Annotated in this window: 12 protein-coding genes and 1 pseudogene; 5 read left to right on the plus strand and 8 right to left on the minus strand. The window is 70.3% G+C overall.

All coding sequences use genetic code 11. The features are described 5' to 3' along the window. Positions 1–70 precede the first annotated feature (70 nt). From AB0H88_RS21395 to AB0H88_RS21405, 3 genes are read right to left on the minus strand one after another with little or no spacing between them, the layout of a single operon-like run. Positions 71–1,936: a N,N-dimethylformamidase beta subunit family domain-containing protein gene (locus tag AB0H88_RS21395; protein ID WP_357646930.1), complete on the minus strand. Its 1,866-nt coding sequence runs from the start codon at positions 1,934–1,936 to the stop codon at positions 71–73. Next, the gene (locus tag AB0H88_RS21400) at positions 1,933–3,177 is read right to left on the minus strand and encodes a condensation domain-containing protein (protein ID WP_357646932.1); all 1,245 of its coding nucleotides are present in this window, start codon (positions 3,175–3,177) and stop codon (positions 1,933–1,935) included. The genes AB0H88_RS21395 and AB0H88_RS21400 overlap by 4 nt, the downstream gene beginning before the upstream one ends. Continuing rightward, positions 3,170–3,409, minus strand: coding sequence for an acyl carrier protein (locus AB0H88_RS21405; RefSeq protein ID WP_225290212.1), 240 nt, complete (start codon positions 3,407–3,409; stop codon positions 3,170–3,172). Before AB0H88_RS21405 ends, AB0H88_RS21400 begins: the two co-directional genes overlap by 8 nt. A gap of 145 nt (positions 3,410–3,554) precedes the next feature. Here AB0H88_RS21405 and AB0H88_RS21410 point away from each other — a divergent pair, with 145 nt between their 5' ends. The 4 genes from AB0H88_RS21410 to AB0H88_RS21425 are packed head-to-tail and all read left to right on the plus strand — an operon-like array spanning position 3,555 to position 18,170. Then, on the plus strand, positions 3,555–4,967 hold the full coding sequence (locus tag AB0H88_RS21410) for an AMP-binding protein (protein WP_357646934.1): 1,413 nt from the start codon (positions 3,555–3,557) through the stop codon (positions 4,965–4,967). 2 nt (positions 4,968–4,969) lie between these two features. Next, complete coding sequence (locus AB0H88_RS21415) at positions 4,970–6,469, plus strand: condensation domain-containing protein (protein WP_357646936.1); 1,500 nt, start codon at positions 4,970–4,972, stop codon at positions 6,467–6,469. Continuing rightward, positions 6,466–12,699 carry an amino acid adenylation domain-containing protein gene (locus tag AB0H88_RS21420; protein ID WP_357646938.1) on the plus strand — a complete coding sequence of 2,078 codons (6,234 nt, stop codon included), beginning with the start codon at positions 6,466–6,468 and terminating at the stop codon, positions 12,697–12,699. The genes AB0H88_RS21415 and AB0H88_RS21420 overlap by 4 nt, the downstream gene beginning before the upstream one ends. Continuing rightward, complete coding sequence (locus AB0H88_RS21425) at positions 12,696–18,170, plus strand: amino acid adenylation domain-containing protein (RefSeq protein WP_357646940.1); 5,475 nt, start codon at positions 12,696–12,698, stop codon at positions 18,168–18,170. The genes AB0H88_RS21420 and AB0H88_RS21425 overlap by 4 nt, the downstream gene beginning before the upstream one ends. A 44-nt stretch (positions 18,171–18,214) precedes the next feature. Here AB0H88_RS21425 and AB0H88_RS21430 read toward each other — a convergent pair whose 3' ends face one another. From AB0H88_RS21430 to AB0H88_RS21440, 3 genes and pseudogenes are all read right to left on the minus strand, one after another. Beyond that, positions 18,215–18,580, minus strand: coding sequence for a hypothetical protein (locus AB0H88_RS21430; protein WP_357646942.1), 366 nt, complete (start codon positions 18,578–18,580; stop codon positions 18,215–18,217). Between the two features lie 95 nt (positions 18,581–18,675). Beyond that, positions 18,676–18,936 (minus strand): winged helix-turn-helix domain-containing protein, encoded by a 261-nt coding sequence (locus tag AB0H88_RS21435; protein ID WP_357646943.1) that lies wholly within the window; start codon positions 18,934–18,936, stop codon positions 18,676–18,678. Between the two features lie 1,076 nt (positions 18,937–20,012). Then, positions 20,013–20,786: pseudogene (locus tag AB0H88_RS21440) on the minus strand (transposase family protein). Positions 20,787–21,112: 326 nt separating this feature from the next. On the opposite strand from AB0H88_RS21440, the gene AB0H88_RS21445 reads away from it, so the two are divergent. Further along, entirely contained in the window at positions 21,113–22,213 is a 1,101-nt protein-coding gene (locus AB0H88_RS21445) for an endonuclease NucS domain-containing protein (protein WP_357646945.1), read from the plus strand. 233 nt (positions 22,214–22,446) lie between these two features. Here the strand turns inward: AB0H88_RS21445 and AB0H88_RS21450 are convergent, their stop codons facing one another. Together AB0H88_RS21450 and AB0H88_RS21455 are read right to left on the minus strand one after the other, a co-directional pair. Then, positions 22,447–22,872, minus strand: a complete 426-nt coding sequence (locus tag AB0H88_RS21450; RefSeq protein ID WP_357646947.1) for a hypothetical protein — start codon at positions 22,870–22,872, stop codon at positions 22,447–22,449. A 3-nt stretch (positions 22,873–22,875) separates the two neighbouring features. Further along, positions 22,876–23,310 (minus strand): hypothetical protein, encoded by a 435-nt coding sequence (locus AB0H88_RS21455; RefSeq protein WP_357646949.1) that lies wholly within the window; start codon positions 23,308–23,310, stop codon positions 22,876–22,878. Positions 23,311–23,728 lie beyond the last annotated feature (418 nt).

Here is a 23,728-nt window from a genome sequence, read left to right on the forward strand (position 1 = left end):
TGCGCGGAATTGAGGGCGGGGCGTCGGGCCACCTTTGGACCAGGCTCGCGGTGACGGGTGGGCTGCCCTCCTACCGCCAGGAAAGGCCGGTCCCCGGTCCGGTGCCGATGAGTCGTCCGGCGGCGGCGGCGAGAATGGTGTGGCCCCCGGCCGGGCCCAGGTCCTGCCAGTCGGTCTCATGTCGCTCGGCCGGCCTGGTCAGGATCCGGTCGGCGGAGACGGCGAACAGCCGCCCGTTCATCGCGGTCAGGCTCACCGCGCCCGCGGCCGAGCCCGCTCTGGCCCAGTCGTGGGTGTCGAGCCGCCGGATCGGGAGGTGCCACAGCTCGCCCGCCGATGTGACGGCGAACAGGCCCTCGTCCACGGCGGCCAGGCCGGTGGCGCCCTCGGGGGCCCGGCTGACGTCCTGCCAGGTGGACCTGGCCAGGACGGGGTCGCGGTAGCGGATCGTGCCGTCGGGAGCCACCCCGTACAGGCCGGCGGGTGGGCCGCCGTGCGCCTCTCGGGGGGCCGCCAGAGCGATCACGTCGGTCTCGTCGATCACCCGCCATGGCAGGTTCTGCCCGGAGATGTCGCGGACGGCGAGTGTCCCGTCCGAGCAGGCGGCGAAGAGCCGGTTGTCGCAGGCGACCAGAGCACGCGTGCCGCCGGCACCATCACGCGTGCCGCCGACAGCGTCAAAAGACGACTCGCGAGCAGCCGACTCGCGTGGAGATGGGCTGGTCGGGGCGGGACCGATCGGGTCCCAGGAGGGTGGGTGGCTTGGCGGTCGGGACAGGCGGTCGAGGACGTTTCGGGTGATCCTGTCCAGGACGGGGTCGTGGAGGGTGTTGCCCCAGTTGATGGTGGCGGCGTTGAAGACGGTTCCCGCGCCGAGGCGGTGTACGCCCATGGTGGCCGCGCCGCCCCTGCCGTACCGGCGCCAGTGGCTCAGGTCGGCGGTGGCGAGTACGACGAACGACGGCGGTGTGCCGTCGCGGCCCGTCGCCCTCGGCACGCCGTCCACCCATTCGAGGTCGGCCGCGTCCGTCTCGTAGCCGAGCGCGCCCCTGCCGAAGGTGTCGCCGTCGGCCAGCCCGGTGCCTTCGAACACCCAGTGACCGGCGAAGCGGGCCGTGTACGACTCGTGGGCCATCACCCGCGAGTCGACCCAGCAGCCCGCGCCGTTCCGGAAGGTGACGCCGGTCAGGGTGTTCTCCGGGCGGTTGACGGGTTCGCTGGGCCATTCGACGGTGGCCCGGCCGGGGTCGCTGGCGGCCAGGGGGTCGGCGAAGGCGTCGCGGTAGCAGACCATCGTGCGGAGGTCGTCCTCGAAGCGGACCTGCCACCAACAGGTGTTGCCGGAGAATATGGCGATATTTCCACCGGCCCGCGCGAACGCCTCCACCGCGTCCCGCATCTCCCACGACCAGTACTCGTCGTGCCCGTTGATCACCAGCAGCCGGTAACGGCTCAGCAGGTCGAGACCGTCGTGCAGGTCCAGCCCCGAGCAGTAGTCGACCGTATGGCCCGACGGCCCGAGCCACCGCAGCAGCCCCAGCTCCCACTCCTCGATCTGCGGCCCCGCCCCCGGCCGGTCGAAGCTGACCTTGACCGCCCGATCGGGCTGCTCGGCCTGGTAGAGCCCTTCACCGGGCACGCCGGGCCGGTTGTAGGCCTCCCAGGTGGGAAAGGGAATCGCCACCATCACCGGCGAAGCAGGCACAGCCGCACGTACGACGAAATATGCGGACTCGTCGCCCAAGACGGCGCGGTAGAGCGAGCTGGGCCAGTCCGCGCCCACCTTCAGCGTCCAGGTGTCGACTTCGGCCGTGTCCCGGAGCACGACCCGGCCCGACGGCACGTCCTCCACGGTGATCGGGCCGCCGCCCCCGAGCAGGTGGAACCGGAGCGACTCGCCCTGCGCGCACGACGTGGCCGCCGCGTACAGGCTCATGCGAACGCCGCCTCGACCAGCGTCGACTCCATGTCGTACAGGAAGCGTTCGATCCCCGGCGGCGCGAGCAGCCCGGTGTCGGCGTACAGCGACACCTCCATCCGCCCCGGCTCGCCGCCGACGTGCAGCCGGAAGTCGCAGATGTTGCGGTCCATGGTGTCCGTCCAGACCAGTTCGGTCCGCTCCATCGAGGTACGTACGGCCCGTTCGTCCAGACCCGTCACCTCGTCGCGCTGCACCAGCCGCTGGTCGTTGAAGCAGCCGAACGACCTGATCCCCGGCCCCATGCCCGACACCGCCTCCTCCATCGCGTACGGATCGAACTGGGCCTGCCGGTAGGCCCGTAAGGCCACCTGCCAGCCCTGCCGGACCAACTCCCCGAAGTCCGGCGTACGCAGGTCGAGCAGGACGAGCCCCTCCTGCGAGATCGTGGAGACCACGTCGCGGCGCTCGGCCGCGAACCGGTTGTTGACGATCACCCGCATGCCGCAGAACCGCTGGCCCGTGAGCCGCCCGGCGAGCCGGACCGCGGCCGTGAGCAGCACCGTCGAGGAGCTCACCCGCTCGCGGGCGGCCACGGCCTGCGCCGCCGCGGCGATGGCTGTGGAGGTCATCGTGGCCTCCCAGAACCGGGGGCGCCGCGGGACGTCCGCCAGGGTCACGGGATCCATCCGCCGGTATTCGGACAGCCAGAAGGCCACGGCCTCCTCGGACGTACGCTTGCCCTCGGCCGAGCGCTGCCACTCGGCCAGCTCACACGGCGTGGCGCTGTCCAGCGGCGGCAGCGAGTCGCGTAACAGGAGCAGCCGGAAGTCCTTCACCAGGAGATCGGCCGCGTGCCCGTCGGCGGCCAGGTGGCAGAGCACCAGCACGACATGCCGGACATAGTCGCCGGTCACGAGGAACGCCACCCGCAGCGGCCACTCCTCCCAGTAGTCGAACGGCTCGCCCGACAGCCGGTCGCACACCACCTGAGCCGATTCGTCCGTCACCTCGACGTATGGCCGGGCGATGGGCGAGACCCGCTGCCGGGGGCAGTCGCGCGGCCCGCTGAGCCGGGTGCGCAGCGCCTCGTGCCTGGCGACGAGGTCGTCCAGGGCCTTGACGGCGCGCTCTACGGTGACGGGCCGCTTCGGCGCAGCGAAGATCCGGCCGATGTTGAGATAGTGCTCCTGCGGCCGCGCCGCCACCACGGCCCGCCAGATGTCCTGCTGCCCCCAGGTCAGCGGCGACTCAAGCATGGAGCCGTAAGTAGTCCACCAGCTCGTCCAAGCTGTCGGCCGAGGTCATGTCGAGCTCGATGCCGAACTCCGCCTCCACCGCGTCGATCAGCCTGAGATAGCCGAGCGAGGTGACGCCGAGATCGGCCAGCCGGGTCTCCCCGGCCAGCACGTCGGCGGCCTCGACCGCGCCGTCGGTGGCCTCGGCCACCATCTCGGCGAGGCGTCCGCGTAGTTCCCCGTCCGTCTGCACCTGGCGAAGCCCTCCCGTTTCCAGGGAAATCCGGGGCGAGTGTGTCACGCGGGGCCTGACGGCGGCAAGCGCCTGGCGGTAAGGGGTTGACGCAATTGTGCATTTTTTCTAGCGTCTTGCGACATCCCGATAATAATTTTGGGGGGTGGTTCAGTCGGCCCGTCCTGTCCCTGCTCTGCTGAGTTCACGCGCCGCCACCGACCCCGACCACGAAGCCCTCATCGTCACCGGAACGGGCGCCCTGACACTCGCCGAGTGGGACGAGCGCTCTGACGCCGCCGCCCATGGCCTGCTCGACCAGGGCGTACGGCCAGGAGACAGAGTCGCGCTGGTGTTCGGCGGCCGTGACTGGCTCGACTACGCGGTGAGCTGGATGGCGGTGCTCAAGGCGGGCGCGGTCGCGGTCCCGCTGTCGGACCGCCTGGCCGAGCCGGAGCTGGCCCGCCTGATCAAGCACTGCGGTGCGACCATGGTGATCCGCAGCGGCGACGAGCTCAGCGGCCCGACCGGCCCGGTCCCGGTCGAGGTCGATCCGCTCGGCTACGCCCAGATCCTCTACACCTCCGGCACCACCGGGCAGCCCAAGGGAGTGGCTGCCAGCCACGCGAACCTCACCTCCCCGCCCGTACATCCCAAACGCCGCCCGTTCGCTCACTCCAGGCATCTCGTGCACGCCTTCCCCATCGGCACGAACGCCGGCCAGGTCATGCTGCTCCACGCGCTGAGCGCCGCCCCCACCGTGGTCACCCTGCCGCTGTTCACGCCGGCCCGCTTCGCGGCGCTCATCGAGTCGTACGCGGCCGGAACCGTGTTCGTGGTGCCCGCGATGGCCATCGAGCTGCTCGGCGCACGCGTCCAGGACCGGCACGACCTGTCGAACGTGCTGCTGCTCGGCTCGGCCGCCGCCGCGCTGCCACCGAGCGTCGCGGCCGAGCTGACCGAGGCGTTCCCGAACGCGACGGTCGCGAACTACTACACCTCGACCGAGGCGGCCCCCGCCCAGACCATCATGATCTACGACCCGGACCGGCCGGGCGCGCTCGGGCACGCCGCCGGCAGCCTGCGGATCGTGAACGCCGACGGCGACCCGGCCCCGCCCGGCGAGAGCGGCGAGGTGTGGCTGCGCGCCGCCGCGCACTCCCGTGCCTACTACGGCGAGCAGCGGCAGGAGGACACCTTCCAGGACGGCTGGGTACGCATGGGTGACCTCGGCTACCTGGACGACGACGGCTACCTGTACCTGGTCGACCGGGAGAGCGACGTGATCAAGTCGGGCGCCTTCAAGGTCTCGACGCTGCAGGTCGAGGCCGCGCTGCATGAGCATCCGGCCGTCTCCGAGGCGTCGGTGTTCGGCGTGCCGCACCCGGTCATGGGCATGGTGGTGGCGGCGGCGGTGGTGTCCCGCGAGCCGGTGACGCTGGCCGGTGTACGCGCCTTCCTGGCCGAGCGGCTCGCCCAGCACGAGCTGCCCACCCGGCTGCTGTGCGTGAACGCGCTGCCCAGGAACGCCGCCGGAAAAGTGATCAAGCGAGAACTGCGCAGTATGGCAGAGGAGTGAGCATGGTCCTGGCGTCACAGGCCCAGCATGGGATGTGGATCACCGAGGTGCTGCACGGCACCGGCACGGCGTACCACATGCCGTTCGCCATGTGGTTCGACGGACCGCTGGAGCGGGCGGCGATGCTGGCGGCGTGCCGGGCGGTGCTCGCGCGGCACCCGGTGCTGGGCTGCGCCTTCGAGGAGCGCGACGGCGTGCTGCACCTGGCGCCCGCCAGGGAGCTCCCGCCGGTCGCGTTCGTCGTGGAGCCGGACCCGGAGGCGCTGATCGCGCGGGAGATCGCGCGGCCCTTCGAGCTGTCCGCCGGGCCGCTGGCCCGGTTCACGCTGGCGGAGGTCTCGCCGTCGCGGCACCTGCTGCTGTTCGTGGCTCATCACCTGGTCTTCGACGGCATGTCGAAGGATCTGCTCGTACGGGATCTCGCCGCCGCCTACACCGGAGCGCCCACTCCGCCGCTGCCCATGCCGTACGGGGCGGCGGAGAAGCCGTCGCCGGAGGCGGCGGCGTACTGGCGGGCGCGCTGGCGCGAGGTGTCGCAGGTGGTGATCAACGGGGCGACGCGATCGCCGCGGCTGGCCGAGCGCGGCGAGACCGTCCTGCTCGCCCTGACTAACGACATGCCCGACTTATCCGGTGTGACGAGATTCGAGGTCTTCCTCGCCGCCGTGCACGCCCTCCTTCACCGGTACGGCAACGCCGGCACCCCTGTGGCCGTGGCCATGTCGACCCGGACCGCCGAGACCCGCGACGACATCGGCTTGTTCGCCACCGAGCTGCCGGTGTTCGCGTCGTTCTCGGCCGAGGACTCCTTCCGCGAGCTGGCCCTGAGCATCCGGAGCGAGCTGCGCGAGCTGAACGCCTTCCGCCAGGTGCCCGTGGCCAGGGCGGTGGGCGGGATCAAGCCGAGGGCGGCGCTGGCGCCGGTGTCCATCAGCTTCCGGCGGCGCGCGCCCGAACAGGTCTTCCCCGGGCTGAAGCTGTCGGTGGAGTGGAAGATGTCCAGCCACACGGTCAGGAACGCGCTCCACCTCCAGGCCGTCGACGGCGACGACGGCCTGCACCTGACGCTGCACTACAGCCCGGACGTCATTCCCCGCCGGGATGTCGAGCTGGCCGGGGAACACCTCAGGGCGGTACTGCGCGCGGTCGCGGCCGATCCGGACATACGGCTCGCCGATCTGCCGCTCCCGGCCGTCCCCCAGATCGCTCCCGAGGTCGCTCCCGAGGTCGCTCCAGAAGCGGCGCCGGATGCCGGGCCCGCGCATGACGAGGTCGACGCGGAGTTGGTCGAGCAGGTGCGGCTGATCTGGATGGAGGTCCTGCGGATGGACCACATCGCGCCGGACGAGGACCTCTACGACCTCGGCGGGCACTCGCTGACCATCACGCAGATCAGCGCGCGGATCAGGAAACGGCTCGGGGTGGAGGTGCCGTTCGACGTGTTCCTCGACGATCCGACGATCACCGGGGTGGCGGCGGCCATCGGCGGGCTGCGGCCATGATCTCCTTGGGCCAGGAGCGGCTCTGGTTCCTGCAGCGGCTCGATCCGTCCGACGCGGCCTATCGGGTGGCGGCGGTGCGGCGGTTGCGGGGGGCGCTCGACATCGAGGCGCTGACCGGGGCGTTCGGGGATGTGGTGGCGCGGCATGAGTCGTTGCGCACGAGGTTCCCCGACCAGGACGGGCTGCCGATCGCGGTGATCGACCCGCCGGGGGCGGCGGTGCCGGTGGAGTTCGTGGCCCTCGATCGGGCGGTCCCCGGCAACCCCTCGGGCGCCGAGCGGACGGTCCCGGACGAGCCCTCCGAGCGGACGGTCCCGGACGAGTCCTCCGAGCGGACGGTCCCGGACGAGTCTGAGGTCATGCGGTTGCTTGAAGAGCGGGTCAACACACCCTTCGACCTGGCCTCCGCTCCGCCCGTGCGGATCACCCTGGTCCGGCTGGCGGACGACGACCACGTGCTGTGCGTGGTGCTGCACCACATCATCGGCGACGGCTGGTCCCTGAACGTGCTGCTGAGCGACCTGGCCATCTGCTACCTCGCCCGCACGGGGGGCGAACCGGCCGCGCTGCCCGAGCTGCCCGTCAGCTACGCCGAGTACGCCGACGCCCAGCGGGTGGCCGTCCCCGACGCCGACTACTGGACGGCCAAGCTCGCCGGGGCGACGCCCCTGGAGCTGCCCACGGACCGGCCGCGTCCCGCGCAGCGCGGCAGCGCGGGCGGTGAAGTGCACTTCGACCTGCCGCCCGAAGTCGCCGGCGCGCTGTCCCGGCTGGCCAGGGCCGAGCGCTCGACGGTGTTCATGGTGCTGCTGGCCGCCTACCAGGTGCTGCTGGCCCGGCATGCCGGGCAGGACGACATCGTGGTCGGCTCGCCCACCGCCGGTCGCGACCGGCCGGAGCTGGAGCCGATGGTCGGGCTGTTCGCCTCCACGCTGGTGCTCCGGGGGGATCTGTCGGGGGATCCGCCGTTCAGCGAGCTGCTGCGCCGTACCCGCCGTACCGTGCTGGAGGCGATGGCGCACCGCGAGGTGCCGATCGAGCGGGTGCTGTCCGCGCTCGACATCGAGCGTGACCTGTCGCGTACGCCGCTGTTCCAGGCGATGCTGGCGCTGCACAACTCCGCGGTCGGGTACGCGGAGGCGGAGTCGTTCGCCGGGATGGAGAGCCTGCCGTTCCCGCACGGGGCGCCGCCGGCCATGGTGGACCTGCGGATGGATCTCTGGCCGTCGGGCAGCGGCTGGCACGGGGCGCTCTTCTACAGCGCCGAGCTGTTCGGCCGGGAGACGGTGACCCGGCTCGCGGACCGCTTCCAGACCCTGCTCGCCTCGATCGTCGCCGCTCCCGATGCTCGTCTGTCGGAGCTGGACCTGCTGCCCGCCGCCGAACGCGAACTGCTCGACCGGATCTGGAACAGCACCGACCTGGACGTGCCGGCCGCGACCGTGGTGGACCTGGTCATGCGGCAGGCGGAGCTGCGGCCGGACGCGATCGCCGTCTCGTGCGGCGACCGCCGCCTGTCCTACGCGGAGCTGGCCGCTCAGGCCGTAGGAGTGGCGGGCGAGCTGCGGGAGCGAGGCGCGGGGCCCGGAGCCGTGGTCGCCGTACGCGGACGGCGGTCGGTGGAGTTGCCCGGGATCCTGCTCGGTGTGCTGCTGGCCGGAGCCGCCTACCTGCCGATCGACTCGGTGCTGCCGGCCGACCGGGTGGCCTACATGCTGGCGGACTCGGGAGCCCGGTTCACCCTGGACGACTCCCGGCTCTCGGCTGCCGGCACCGACGCCTGGCTCCCAGCTGCCGGTACCGAGCCCGGCCCTGAGTCCGTCGCCGCCGGGCCCGATGGCCGGTCGGCCGCCTATGTGCTCTACACCTCCGGCTCGACCGGCCGCCCGAAAGGGGTGGTCGTCCCTCACTCGGCGCTGGTGAACCTGCTGGCCGGGATGGAGCACCTGCTCGGCTCCGGGCCGGCCGATGTGTGGCTGGGCAGCACCTCGTTGTCCTTCGACATCGCGGGGCTGGAGCTGTACCTGCCGCTGGTGACCGGCGGGCGGCTGGTGCTGGCCGACGACGAGACCGCGCGGGACGGCGCCGCGCTCGCCGGGCTGATCTCCGCGTCGGGCGTCACGCACGTGCAGGCCACCCCCTCGGGCTGGAACATGCTGCTCTCCGCCGGGCTCGACGCCTCCGGGCTGGTGGCGCTGGCGGGCGGTGAGGCGCTGCCGCTCGCGCTGGCCAGGCGGTTGCGGCGGCGGGTGGCGCGATTGTTCAACATGTACGGGCCGACGGAGACCACGATCTGGTCCACCGCCTGGGAGGTCCCCGCGGAGCCCGGCCGGGTGAGCATCGGGCGGCCGATCGCCAACACCCGCGTCCACGTGCTCGACGGCGCCGGCCGGTCGGCGCCGATCGGCGTACCCGGTGACCTGGCGATCGGCGGGGCCGGGCTCGCGCTCGGCTACCTGGGCCGGCCGGAGGCGACCGCCGAGCGCTTCGCGGACGGGCTCTACCGGACCGGCGACCGGGTCAGGTGGCTCGGTGACGGCACCCTGGAGTTCCTGGGCCGGGGCGACGGACAGGTGAAGCTGCGCGGGCACCGGATCGAGCTGGGCGAGATCGAGGCCGCGCTGGAGTCGCATCCGGGCGTACGGCGGGCGGCCGTCGTCGTCCGCGGGAACGAACTGGTCGCCTACGTGGAGACCACACCGGACGTGGTGACCACACCGGACGCGATGACCACGCCGGAACACCCCACCGACCTGCTCGAACACGCGGCCGGGTGGTTGCCCGCCTACATGGTGCCCGGTGTCGTGGTGGTGCTGGACGCGTTGCCGATGACGCCCAACGGCAAGGTCGATCGGCTGTCGCTGCCCGAGCCGGCGGGGCCGATGGCGGGACGGGGCGGCCGGCCGCGTACCGCCCGCGAGCGGCAGGTGGCCAAGATCTTCGGCGACGTGCTCAGGATCGGCGACGTCGGCGCGGATGACGACTTCTTCGCCCTGGGCGGGCACTCGCTGCTGGCCACCCAGGTCATCGCCAGGCTGGCGGCCGCGGGGACGACGGTACCGTTGCGGACGTTGTTCGGGCAGCCGACGGTGGCCGGGTTCGCGGCGACGCTGGAGGGGCTGCCGGACGGCCCCGGCCTCTCGCTCGCCCCGCGCCCGCCCGGCACGCTGCCCCCGCTGTCGGCGGGCCAGGAACGGCTGTGGTTCCTGCACCGGCTGGATCCGGGCGACGCCTCGTACAACATGTACATCGTGCGCCGGCTCCGCGGCCCCCTCGACCCCGAGGCGCTGCGACGGGCGCTGACGGCGTTGCTCGCCCGGCACGAGTCGCTGCGCACGCGCTTTCCCGAGGTGGACGGGCGGCCGGTCGCCGTCGTCGAGCCCGCCGGACGGCCCGCCGACGTCGAGCTGCTCGACGCGGATGACGAGGCGGAGGCCCGCGCGCTGGTCGCCGCCCGCACCAACGCCCCGCTGGACCTCGGTGCGGCACCGCCGCTCCGGATCACGCTGATCCGCCTGGGCGGGGACGACCACGTGCTGTGCGTGGTGCTGCACCACATCATCGCCGACGGCTGGTCGATCACCGTCCTCCTGGACGACCTGGCCAGGCTGTACGCCGGGACGGGGAGCCTGGCACCGCTGGCCGTACAGCACGGAGACGTCGCGCGCTGGCAGCGGGAGCAGGACGGGAGCGCGGCACTCGAGTTCTGGCGGGAACGCCTCGCCGACCCGCCCACGCTGGCGCTGCACACCGACCGGCCGCACCAGCCGGGACCGGGGCGCGGCGACTTCCACCTGCTGGACATCCCCGACGACCTGGCCAAGGCGCTGGACGCGACGGCGCGGCGGCAGCGGAGCACGCTGTTCATGGTGCTGCTGACGGCCTACCAGGTGCTGCTGGCGCGGCACACCGGGCAGACGGACGTCCTGGTCGGCTCGCCCACCGCCGGGCGGGACCGGGTGGAGCTGGAGCCGATCGTCGGCTACCTCAGCACCACGCTGGTGCTGCGCGGCGATCTGTCGGGCGATCCGACGCTGGACGAGCTGCTGACCAGGACACGGCGGACGGTGCTGGAGGCGATGGCGCACCAGGACGTGCCGTTCGAGCGGCTGCTGGCGGAGCTGGACATCGAGCGGGATGTCACCAGGAAGCCGATGTTCCAGACGATGCTGACGCTGAACAGCCAGACGGCCGACGGGGAGCGGGATCGGCTCGCCGACGATCTGGAGATGTCGTACTTCGACGATGGGTATCGGCAGGCCAAGTTCGACCTGGTGGTGGAGGCGTGGCGGGCGCCGGGGCGGCTGCGGGTGGCGTTCGGGTACGACGCGGGGCTGTTCGACGCGGAGACGGTGGCGGGGCTGGCGGAGCGGTTCGCGGTGCTGTTACGCGGGATCGCCGACCCGGACATCCGGCACGCCCGTGTGTCGGCCCTGCCGGTGCTCACCACGGCCGACTCGGCGCTGATCGCCTCGGCCGGCGGCGACAGGACCACCGAGCCGGGTGGCGGCGTGCTGGAGATGATCGCGGCGGCCGTCGCCGCCCACCCCGGTGAGCAGGCCGTCGTCTGCGGGCCCGACAGCGTGACCTACGGCGAGCTGGCCGAACGGGTGTCGCGGCTGGCCACCGAACTGGCCGGGCGCGGCGTGGGCCATGGCGACATAGTCGGTCTCCGTCTCGGCCGGTCGATCGACGCGGTGGTGGCGATGCTGGCGATCTGGCGTACCGGAGCCGCGTACCTGCCGCTCGACCCCGCCTACCCGGCCGCCCGTCTGCAGCACATGATCACCACGAGCGGCGCCCACCTGATCGTCCCGGACGACCTGACAGCCGCGGACAACCTGACCGCCGTAGACGACCTGACAGCCACGGACAACCCCCGCGCCCAGGAGCCGGGCCTCGCCTACGTCATCTACACCTCCGGCTCCACCGGCACCCCCAAGGGCGTGGCGGTCGAGCACGCCGGGCTGGCCGCCCGGGTCCGGTGGATGCGTCACGAGTACGGCCTGCGTCCCGGCGACCAGGTCGTCCAGCTGGCCTCCCTCAGCTTCGACACCCACGCCGAGGAGCTCTACCCCGCCCTGACCACCGGCGCCACGGTCGTGCTGGTGCCCGACGGCGGCGCCACCCTCCCCGACCTGCTCGCCGAACGGCCCGGCATTACCGTGCTCGACCTGCCGACGGCCTACTTCCACCACCTCGTGGACCTGATCGACGAGATCGCCTGGCCGGCGGCCCTCCGGCTGGTCATCATCGGTGGCGAGCAGGTGCACGCCACCGCCGTGGCCCGCTGGCGGCGACGGTTCGGCGACCGGGTACGCCTGGTCAACACCTACGGCCCCACCGAGACCACGATCGTCGCGACCGCCGCCGACCTGACCGGCGACGACCCGCATCCGCCGATCGGCCGCCCCATCCAGGCCACCACGGTACGGATCCTCGACCCGCACGGCACGCCCACTCCGCCCGGCGCCCCCGGCGAGCTGTACATCGGCGGCCCCGGCGTCGCCCGCGGCTACCTCGGCGCGCCCGAGCTGACGGCCCAGCGCTTCGTCCGGCTCCCCGACGGGGGCCGGTACTTCCGTACCGGAGACCGGGTGCGGCTGCGTCCCGACGGGCTGCTGGAGTTCCTCGGGCGCATCGACGAGCAGGTCAAGGTGCGGGGCTTCCGCATCGAGCCGGGCGAGGTGGAGCACTGCCTGCGCACGCATCCGGACGTACGGCAGGCGGCGGTGGTCGCCAGGGACGGCGAGCTCGTCGCCTATGTCGTGGGCGAGACGGCCGAGCTGGCCGACCACGTGGCCGGGCGGCTCCCGCCGTACATGGTCCCCGCTCATTGGGTGGTGCTCGACGCGCTGCCGCTCACCGCGAACGGCAAGCTCGACCGGGGCGCGCTGCCGGAGCCGGGCCGCGCCGCGGGCACGGACGCCACGCCGCCGCGTTCGGACGCGGAGGAGCTGGTCGCCGACGTCTGGGCCGAGGTGCTCGGCGCGGACAAGGTCGGCGCCTTCGACGACTTCTTCGCGCTCGGCGGGCACTCGCTGCTCGCCATCAGGGTGGCGGCCCGGCTGCGGGCGATCGCGGGTGTGGAGCTGCCGATCCGTACGCTGTTCGCCCGCCGTACCGTCGCCGAGCTGGCGCGCGCCGTCGAGGAGGCGCTGGTGGCGGAGGTGGCCGGGCTGTCCGACGAACAGGCGCTCAGCATGCTCGACCCGGAGGACACGTTGTGACCGAGCTGACCGAGGCCCAGCGGGCGCTGCTGACCCAGCGGCTACGGCGGCGCAAGAGCGTGTCGACGATTCCGGCGCTGCCGGACGGTCAGGCGCCGCCGCTGTCGTACGCCCAGGAGCGGCTGTGGTTCATGGAGCAGTACGCGCCGGGGAACCCCGCTCACACGGTCCCGTTCGTGCAGCGGCTGCGCGGCCCGCTCGTCACCTCCGTGCTGGGCGACGCGCTGAACCAGGTCGCCGCCCGGCACCAGGCGTTGCGGACCCGCTTCCCGGTCGGCGACGACGGACAGCCCACGGTGACGGTCTCCGCCGACGCCGCCGTCCCGTTCACCGTGGCCGCCGCCGACGACGTGGACGAGGCACGCGCTCTGGTCGACCGCTTCCTCACCGAGCCGTTCGACCTGGTGACCGGGCCGGTGATCAGGGCTCTGCTGGTACGGCTGGCCGCCGACGACCACGTGCTGGCCATCGCCGTCCACCACATCGCCGCCGACGGCTGGTCGGCGAACATCCTGCTCCGCGAACTCCTGACCGGCTACGACCGGAACCCCCTGCCCGACCTGCCCGTCACCTACGGCGACTTCGCCGCCTGGCAGCGCGAGCGGCCCGGCGACGCGGCCGACGTGGCCTACTGGCGGGAACGGCTGGCCGGGCTGTCGCCGCTGGAACTGCCCACGGACTTCCCCCGGCCGCCCGAGCTGACCTACCTCGGCGCGGCGCACTCCTTCACCATCGACCCCGCTCTGGTCGCGCGGCTGGAGCGGCTCGGGCGGGAGCACGGCGCCACGCCGTACATGGTGCTGCTGGCGGCCTTCGCGGCGCTCCTCGGCCGGTACGCCGGGCAGGAGGACGTGGCCATCGGCTCCCCCTTGGCCGGTCGGTCGCTTCCGGAGCTGGACGGGCTGATCGGCTGCTTCATCAACATGCTCGCGATGCGGGTGGATCTGTCGGGGGATCCGTCATTCCTGGGGTTGCTGCACCGGGTGCGTGACCTGGCCATGGACGCGTACGCGCATCAGGAGCTGCCGTTCGAGCGGCTGGTGTCGGAGCTGAACGTGCCCCGGGAGGTGTCACGGTCGCCGCTGTTCCAGGTCCTGTTCGCGATGCAGAACTACGGCGGCGAGCCGTCGTCCGGTGGGCTGACCGTGGAGGGGTTCTCGCCGGGGGTGTGGGCCACCCGGTTCGATCTGGAGCTGTACACCGGTGGCGATGGTTCGTTCCTGTTCGTGTACAACGTCGCGTTGTTCTCAGCCGAGCGGATCTCCCGCCTGGCCGGGCATTTCGCCGCCCTGCTCGGCGGGATCGTGGCCGACCCGTCAGCCCCCGTCTCCACGATCGAGCTGCTCACCGCGCCGGAGCGAGCGGAGCGGGAGCGCTGGAACGACACCGCCCTCGACCTCGGCGAACCCGGTCTCCTGCACCGCCCGTTCGAGGAGCGGGTGCCGCAGGCGCCCGACGCCGTCGCGGTGGCCCACCCCGGCGGCGAGATCACCTACGCGGAGCTGGCCCGCCGAGCCGGGCTGCTGGCCGCCGAGCTGACGTCGGCGGGCGTCGGGCGCGGCGAGCTGGTCGCGGTCGTGATGGAACGGGGGTGGGAGCAGGTCGTGGCGGTGCTGGGCATCAACATGGCCGGGGCGGCCTACCTGCCGATCGACGCGGATCTGCCGGACCAGCGGCGCTTCGAGCTGATGGCACGCGGCGAGTGCCGGGTCGCGGTGACCCAGCCGTGGCTGGACCTGACCTGGCCCGCCGACGTGACCCGCCTTTCGGTGACTCCCCCGTCCGCCCCGGCTCCCCCGCCTGACCCGGCCGCTCCCCTGACACTCCCCGCCTGCCCGGCCGCGCCCGACGAGCTCGCGTACGTGATCTTCACCTCGGGCTCGACCGGCTCACCGAAGGGCGTGATGATCGAGCACCAGGCCGCTCTGAACACCGTCCGCGACCTCAACCACCGCTTCCACGTCGGCCCCCAGGACCGGTTCCTCGCCCTGTCGGCCCTCAGCTTCGACCTGTCCGTGTACGACGTCTACGGCGCCCTGGCCACCGGTGCCTCCCTCGTCATGGGCGAGCCGTCGGCCGACAAGGACCCCGCCGCCTGGGCCCGGCTGGTCACCGAGCACCGCGTCACCGTCTGGAACTCGGTCCCCGCCCTCATGGAGCTCCTGGTCGACCACGCCGAGCACGAAGGCACCGACCTGAGCTCGCTGCGCCTGGTGCTGCTGTCCGGCGACTGGATCCCGCTGACCCTCCCCGACCGGATCCGCGCCCTCGCCCCGGCGGCCGAGATCATCAGCCTGGGCGGCGCGACCGAAGGCTCGATCTGGTCCATCTCCTACCCGATCGGCGAGGTGGACCCGGGGTGGTCGTCCATCCCGTACGGACGTCCGCTGGCCAACCAGTCCTTCCACATCCTGGACCGGGGCCGGTGCGATGTGCCCATCGGCGTACCCGGAGACCTGTACATCGGCGGCGTCGGCGTGGCCACCGGCTACTGGCGTGACCCGGACCGGACCGCCGCCGCCTTCATCAGCCACCCCCGCACCGGCGAGCGCCTCTACCGAACGGGCGACCTGGGCCGCTACACCGGGGACGGCACGATCGAGTTCCTCGGCCGCGCCGACGCGCAGGTGAAGATCCGCGGTTACCGCATCGAACTGGGCGAGATCGAGACCCACCTCGCCCGCCACCCGGACGTGAGCGAGTGCGTGGTCACCACCCACGGCTCGGGCACCCAGGCGCAGCTGGTGGCGTACGTGGTGGGCCAGGTGGATCCAACCCGCCTGCGCGGCCACCTCGCCGAGACCCTGCCCGCGTACATGATCCCCACCCGTTTCGTCCCCCTCCCCCACTTGCCCCTGACCGCCAACGGCAAGGTGGACCGGCGGCGCCTCCCGGCCCCCACCTCATCGGCGGACGGCGCGGAACCGGGCCGGCGCGTCCCACCGGCCACGGAGGCGGAGCGCCTGGTCGCCGCGGTCTGGGCCGAGGCGCTCGACATGGCCGACTTCGGGGTGGACGACTTCGGGGTGGACGACTTCGGGGTGGATGACGACTTCTTCGACATCGGTGGGCATTCGCTGCTGGCGATCAAGGTGGTGGCCAGGCTGCGCAGGGCGCTGCCGCCCGGCGCCGCGCCGATCGCCGTGGTGGACCTGTTCAAGCACCCGACCGTCCGCGAGCTGGCCATGCTCGTCGACGGCACCGCCACCGCCTCGCGCGGGCTTCTGCACGAACTGACGCCGCGCCGTACCTCTCCCGCCGAGCTGACCTACGTGTGCGTGCCGTACGGCGGCGGCGCGGCGGTGGTGTACCAGCCGCTCGCCGACGCCCTGCCCGCGACATACGCCCTGTGGTCGGTGGCCATCCCCGGCCACGACGTCGGCCTGGAGGAGGAGCGGCTGCCCCTGGACGAGGTGGCGGCCCGGTGCGTGAGCGAGATCCAGGAGAAGGTACGCGGCCCGGTGGCGCTGTACGGGCACTGCGGCGTGGGGTCGGCCCTGATCGTCGAGATCGCGCGACGGCTGGAGGCGGCGGGCCGCGAGCTCGAAGCGGTGTACATCGGGGCGATCTTCCCCTTCGCCCGCCCGGGTAAGGGGCCCATGGCGCTGCTGTCCAAGCTGGCCAGGCGCGAGTTCCTCCGTAGTGACCGGAGCTACGTCAACTGGCTGACGTCCATGGGGCTCGACATGGGCGATCTGGAGCCGGGGCAGGCTCGGCACATCATCAGGAATATGCGACGCGACAGCGAGGCGGCGGAGGAGTACTTCACCGGGCTATTCGCGAGTTCGGTCGAGCGGCTGCGGGCGCCTATCGTCAGCGTGGCGGGAGAGCACGATCCGGCGACCGAGTACTTCGAGGAGCGGTACCGCGAGTGGCACTTCCTCGCGCCCACGGCCGCCGTGGTGGAGCTGGACGAGGCCGGACACTTTTTCCTGAAATATCGGGCGGCGGAGCTCGCCGAGATCGTCACCCGCACGCATGTCGCCATCGCGTCAGGCGACGCGGAGGCGGTGGGTTCAGGCGACGCGGAGGCAGTGTGCTTAGGCGACGCGGAGGCAGTTGGCACAGGCGATGTCGAGGCAGTGAGTGGGGCCAGTTGGCGGGTGCGGGAGGTGTCGCGGGGCGGGGTGTCGGCCGTCGCGACCGGCCCGCAGCCCAGCATGAAGCGGTTCACGGCCGTCGCCAGTGGTCAGCTGGTGTCCATCCTGGGGTCGGCGCTGACCGGGTTCGCCATCCCCATCTGGATCTATCTGACCACGGGCTCGCTGGCGCAGTTCGCCTTGCTGTCGGTGGTCGGGCTGGTCCCGGGGATGGTGGTGGCGCCGCTGGCGGGGGCGATCGTCGATCGCGGGAACCGGCGGGCCGTCATGCTCGGCGGTGACGCCGCCGCCGTCGGCACCCAGCTCGTCTTCGGAACACTGCTCTGGACCGGGAACCTGCAGACCTGGCACGTCTACCCGCTCCTCGCGCTGCTGTCCGTGGCGCTGACGTTCCAGCGACTGGCCTACACCTCGGCGGTGCCGCAGCTGGTCCCCAAGCGGTACCTCGGGCACGCCAACGGCATCGTCCAGATGGCCGGCGGCATGACGCAGCTGCTCGTCCCCCTCGCGGCCGTCGGGCTGATGGCCGTGATCGGGCTGGAGGGGATCCTGGTGCTCGACGTGGCCAGTTACGTGTTCGCGATCGGCGTGACATTGCTGGTGCGCTTCCCCGCCGCGATGGCCTGGCGCCGGAAGGAGCCGGTGCTGGCGGAGATGGCGGCCGGGTTCCGCTACTCCTGGGGCAACCTGGGCTTCCGTCAGATGCTCCTCTACTTCGCCGTGCTGAACGTCTTCCTGTCCCCCCTGTTCCTGCTGATCTCGCCGCTGGTGCTCTCCTTCGGCACGCTGCAGGACGTGGGCCGGATCTCGTTCGTGTCCGGGCTGGGGGTCTTCCTCGGCGGTCTGACCATGACGGCCTGGGGCGGGCCGAGCCGGGGGCGGATGCGGGCGGTGCTGTGGTGCACGCTGGCACTGGCGGCGTTCTGCCTGGTCACGGGGCTGCGGGCGGATCTGGTGACCATCGGGATCGGGGCGTTCGGGATGTCGCTGTGGGTGACGCTGCTGAACGGCGTCTACGCCACGATCGTGCAGGTCAAGGTGCCGCAGCGGTTCCACGGGCGGGTGTTCGCGCTGAACACGCTGATCGCCTGGTCCACGCTGCCGCTCGGCTTCGGGCTCGTAGCACCGTACGGGGCGGCGGTGTTCGACCCGCTGCTCGCCCCCGACGGCCCGCTCGCCCCGACCGTCGGGGCGCTCATCGGAACGGGTGCCGGGCGCGGGGTGGGGCTGATGTACGTGCTGTTCGCCGTGGCGATGGCGGTGCTCGCGGCGGTCGCGCTGCGGTCACGGCTGCCGGGCCTGCTCGACAGAAGCGCCGACGCGACCCCGGACGACCTGGTCGGGCTACAGGCTCTCGGGCGAGGTCTCTAGGGTCTCCTTCAGCGCTCGGCCAAGCAGTCCGCCGTCTGCCTCGCTCATGCCGCCTCAAGGTCCTTACTCGAAAGGTAGACCCCGTGCTTACGGAACGCCGCAGGGGCCCACACGAGCGCGTCCGCACGCTGACTGGCCAGCTCCGCCGGGAACCAGGGACGCCGCAACACCCGTAGCGCCGTCCACGGCGGCGGAGCAAGATCGTGTTTGGCGGCAAGATGCTCGGCCAGCGCGGCGAGCAACGCGTCCCACCGTTCGTCACCCACGGATTCCGGCTCGGACTGGAGCAACGAGGGCTGCCGGCTGGAAGTCTCCGAGCGGGACTCCTCCAGAAACTCCCACACAAGCTTCCAACGAATCTTGTCATGGGTGTTCGCCACCAGGCGCGCGGCAAGGTCGACGAGTGTCATCGGGCGATAAACCATGCCACCCCTCCCCGTTCGCCCAGGCTGTTTCGACGCTACCGCCACGCACCCGCCCATTCGGGCTTGATGGGCAGGCGAGGTTACTGCGAAGCGCTCGGGTTCGCCGCCCGCTCCTCTGCGGTAGTCGGGAACGATCCGACGCCCTGAGAGGTCACGACCCACCCCTGGTCGCGGAGCACCTTCATGGCCTTACGGACGGTCGGCCTGGAGACCTGGAACTCCTCCTCCATCGCCACCTCGGAGAGCAGAGTCTCGGCGTCGTACTCGCCCGTGTCGATCCGTCTACGGATCTCCTCGACGATCTGCGACCACTTGGGCTTGCGCGGGTCGTACCTGAACATGATCCCTAGGCTAGATATGCCTTAACTTGCAAGGATAGAAGCAGGCGTCATATGACGTTAGCTAACGTCTCTTTACAGGTGTTTACATGTTCTCCTATGATGACGAGCGTGGTCACCTGGAGCATCCCCGCGTTCGACGTTATCCGGCGCTCTGACGGTGCATGGGATCCCCGACTCACAGAAAGGCCAGCCGGGGGCCCTGCGGACGCGATCGCAGATACCCTCAAATCCCTGGAACTGACCCGCCGCGCCAAGCGCATCGGCCGATTCCTCCGCCAGACCCGTGCCCGTGACTTCTCGCCGGGAACTCACCTTGACCGGGGCTGAGCCGTGCCTGAGTCCACACGTGGGGATGGCGCAACGCGACCATGTGCGGCTGGAGTGGCGGAAGCCGTACCGGACGCCCGACCGAGTGCGGCCGATGGCATGGACCTGCACGTGCAGGGCGACGTTCTACGAACTGTGCGCCGGCGGCGGCCAAGCCTTCATCCGCCGGACTGTCCAGTCCGACGGCAACGCCACTGTGCACGAGTCCCCGCGATGGCCGGTCAATGAAGCTCGGACCGTCTGGATGGCCCTGCTGTCCGGAGGTGTCCGGTAGACGGGCGTGGCGGCGTGGGATCTGGAGGGACGGCGCCGCCACGCCTCTCGAGGTGCCAAGGGCCAACCGGGCGACTCCTGGCCCGCTCTCTCCAGAGTCTCCTCCCCTGCCCCCGATAGCTGCCGACCTAGTGTCCCGACCAATGCGTCAACTCCGTCTTCACATATCCGCTCACCTTCGGCATGTACAGCAGGTTGATCGTCCGCTCCGCCGTCGGACCAATCACCCTGCTCAGGCATCGAGCGCCGCGTTCAAGGGCTTCGCGTCGATCGCCCCAGCGCCAACGGCGGCCATCATGTCAGCGAGCGTCGCAGCCTCTCCGTAGAACTCGACAAAGACACCCACATTAGGAGAGCGAGGGTAGAGCAGACTGATCAACCAAGCTGACCTGCTTAAATGCCTTTACGGCTCATATCACTTGCTTGATCATCCCGCGCATGTCTCGACCCGGCGGCATGACTGACCCCTTTCATCCTCAGGCGGCCTGAGCGACGCGGTGGTTTTGAAGGACTGCGATGGCCTTGCATAGGTGGCCGGCTTTGGAAGGGCTGCAGCGTAGCTTGCGGAGGATCTTCCAGTTCTTCAGCTGGGCGTTCGCGCGCTCGCCCGGTCCGCGAAGGCGGGCGTGAGCGCGGTTGGCCCGTTTCTGGGACTCGGGCTTGTCCTTGCCCTTGTACGGGGTGACAACCGGGCCCTCGGCTCCTTGATACGCCTTGTCGGCCAGGGTGATGATCCAGGCCTTGTCCAGCGCGCGCAGGATGCCCCAGATGCGGGCGGCGGTCAGGTCGTGTGTCTTGCCCGGCAGCGCTGCCGAGGTCCACACGATCGTCCCATCTGCTGTGGCGATGATCTGGATGTTCATCCCGTGCACGCGGTGCTTGGCGGAGTAATAGGGCCGGTCGGCGGCGATGCGGTCGGTGCGGATGAGCGTGCCGTCCAGCACCAGGTAGTGCAGGCCGTCCCGCAGGGCCTTACGCAACGCCTGCGCCAGCTTCGGTGAGCGCGCCGACAGCAGCGTCACCGTCTCCTCCACATACCGCCACGCGGTCGCCGTTGAGATGCCGAACCCGGCTCAGAGCTCGGTGAACGTCTCGCCCTTGCGCAGGTAGACCAGCACTATCAGGGCCTGCTGTCCGGGGTTGAGCAGCCGCCAGGCCGACCTGATCGCCTTGCGGCGCCGGCGGATCATCCCAGCGACGTAGTTCAGCATTGCACGCGACAAATCGACGGCGGCACGATAGAACAGCATCCGAGGCCCCTGGTTGTGACGGATCTGGTTGTGGTGATCAAACCATCTACCAGGGGTTTCTTACGTCCCCAGGCGAACGCCAAACTCGCGATCATGCTGTGACCACTACCCCTGCCGCCAGAGGATGAAAGAGCCTCACTGCAGCTTGCAATCAGGTGCCGATCACCAGGCGAAACGCTCCTCGTCCTTGGCGGGAGGGCGTGAATGCTATTTCCTGTTCCAGATCCATCGGAGCCGGTCTACGGTCATTGTTAGCAGTTGCTGGCTGCTGGTAGGACCGGTCTGGTCATTAGCCTGCAGCGTCTGGATGATTGGAGGTACGTGCCGTGCCGTTGGAGATCGGGTTGTGGCGGGTCGATGGCAGGCCAGCAAAAGTAGGGACATCCAAGATGCCCCTGGAGTCACGGCTGGAGGAGTTGCTGGAGACGGACCCGAGCATCCTTGGGCTACCCATACTCCTGATCGGCAGGCAAGTTCCCACCGCACACGGCAAATTTGTCGACCTCCTCGGCATTGACGCCGAGGGGACGCTTCATATCTTGGAGTTGAAGCGGGACCGAACTCCCCGGGACGTCGTGGCACAGGTTTTGGACTACGGCTCGTGGGTGCGGAACCTCGCCAACGAGGAGATCCGCGCCATCTATGACGATTATGCGAGAAAACAGGGACGTGGAGGCGAATTCGATCAAGCTTTTGCGGAATGGTTCGGCACATACCCTCCTGAATTACTCAACACGGGTCACACTTTGACAGTTGTCGCTAGCGAGATTGATGCAGCCACTGAGCGGATCGTCACTTACCTGGCCACGGAGCACCAGGTCCCAGTCAACGTGCTGTTCTTCCGCTACTTCGAAGACGACGGCCGGTCCTATCTGGCTCGTACCTGGCTGATGGATGAAGCCAAAGCCGCGAGTCCAACCGCTGGCTCCACAAGCCGCAGCAAGAAAGAGGCCTGGAACGGGCAGGACTGGTACGTCAGCTTTGGCGAGGAATCAGAGGGACGCGACTGGGAAGACGCACGCCGTTATGGCTTCGTCGCCGCTGGTGGCGGAGATTTCTACTCTAGGACCCTGCGGGCCCTGCCGATCGGGGCGCGGGTGTTCGTTCACATCCCGCAGTCGGGGTATGTCGGTATCGGAACTGTCACGGCTGAGGCACGTCCCTACCCGGAGGTCTTGCTGACTACAGGCGAAGTCACCCGCAGGATGACGGAACTCGATCTCGCGGGCAACTACGTCCACGCCAATGTTCCCCAGGACGAACAAGATCGTCGTGAATGGGTTGTACCTGTGGATTGGCAAGCAACGGTTCCACGCAACCATGCATTGTGGAAGCCGGGCATGTTTGCTAACCAGAACTCAGCCTGCAGGCTCCGATCAAGGTTCAGCATCGATGAAGCCACCCAGTACTTCAAGATTGACACCTAACCAGGCTCCGGGCACACCAAGGTCTCTACCGAAGCTGAGGCGATTCTGGTAGCGCCGGACCGGGAGGTTGAGCACTGGCCCCGGTCAGCCACACAGGTGGCGCGAAGACCAAGGGTTGTGCTCCGCACAGGCCGGCCAGTAACGCCCAGACCTCTTCCCAGGCCCGGCCCCATGCGGAGCCCTCTCCGTCGAGCCTGTGCTCATGCTGTAGCGATGCGATGTGAGCGCACCGGTTAGGGTGCTGAGAGTGCGGCGGTGCATCCCTCGCGCAGTTCCACCAGCGATTGGCGGCAGCCCAGCAGTCGCAGGTAATCGGTCACGGTCCAGGTGATCAGGCGGCCGAAACGGGATAGGTACAGGCCCACACTGTCGATCCGATAGCGGTCGTCATAATCCAGCAGGACATATCCGATGAGCTGGTAGAACTCCTTGCGCCCTGCCGTGGCCTTGGTTGAGGCCTTCACATCCAGCAGCAAGCCGCCAGTGATCAGGTCGGCGTCGGCATCGCCGACGTCGGCTGACCCAGTGAACCTGGCCCGTTCCGGCCTGGCCGGGCGACGATATTGCGCGTAGCGGAGCGAGCGCGGAGTCGGCCAGTTGGACCTGTGCGGCCAGGTCAGCGACAGCGTAGTCGGGTACGGTCGCGAGTAACCGCTCAACGGTCAGGTCAGGGTCGGCCTCGCCGAGCGGCGTCCGCGGAATGAACGGCCAGAACGATAGACCTCTTCGAACCATGCCATGACATAACAGAGCCTGTTGAGCTCCTCTTCGGAAGCTGAGGCGAGGGCAATCGGTTGTGCACGGTCGTAGGGCCGCTCGTGCTCGATGAGGTCGGCCAATGCCGCACATAACGCCTCGCCGGTCTGGGTAACCGCCTGGCGGACCGGCCGGGACGGTCGAGCCGCAGCGCCCGCTACGCCCTTGCGGACCGATTCGGAGGGGGTGCGCTGGTCGCTGAATGCGTGGCGGATCCGGTGGTCGATCGCGGCGCCTAGAGTCCCCCACGCCGGCCGGGTGCCGTCCTGCGGAGCTTCGGGGCGCACCGCGTCTGCATCGGCGGGCCGCACAGCCCGGTAATCCGCCGACAGGTCGGCCACGCCGGAAAGCTCCGCGTCCAAGAACCTGCTGAGTGGGCTGGTGCGATCGCTGAGCTATGAGGCGAGGGACACATCCACACATTAGCCGGGGGCCGTTGCCCAACACCGTCGTAAGTGGAACCGGGGCGCCTTGAATCCGGCGAACGTGTCGGTGACCTCCACTATCATCGCGCCATGGCTCCCCCTTCGGGTGACAAGGTCATGGCCGAGCCCAGCGGCGCCGACCCCATATGGCAGTCCGATAAGCAGCATCGGCTACATGCCTTGCTGATGGGTTGTCCCGAGGCGTTCGCCGCCGGTTGCCGTGCCGACCCCGATCGCAAGTATCGCCATAGCGACCCCGCGCGTCGGCCTGCGCTGCTTACGGCATTGGTCTGGGGAACGATGAGACCCGCGCCTTCCTGCGCGCACTGCATGC

The organism is Nonomuraea sp. NPDC050680 (assembly GCF_040654555.1).
Classification (GTDB): domain Bacteria; phylum Actinomycetota; class Actinomycetes; order Streptosporangiales; family Streptosporangiaceae; genus Nonomuraea.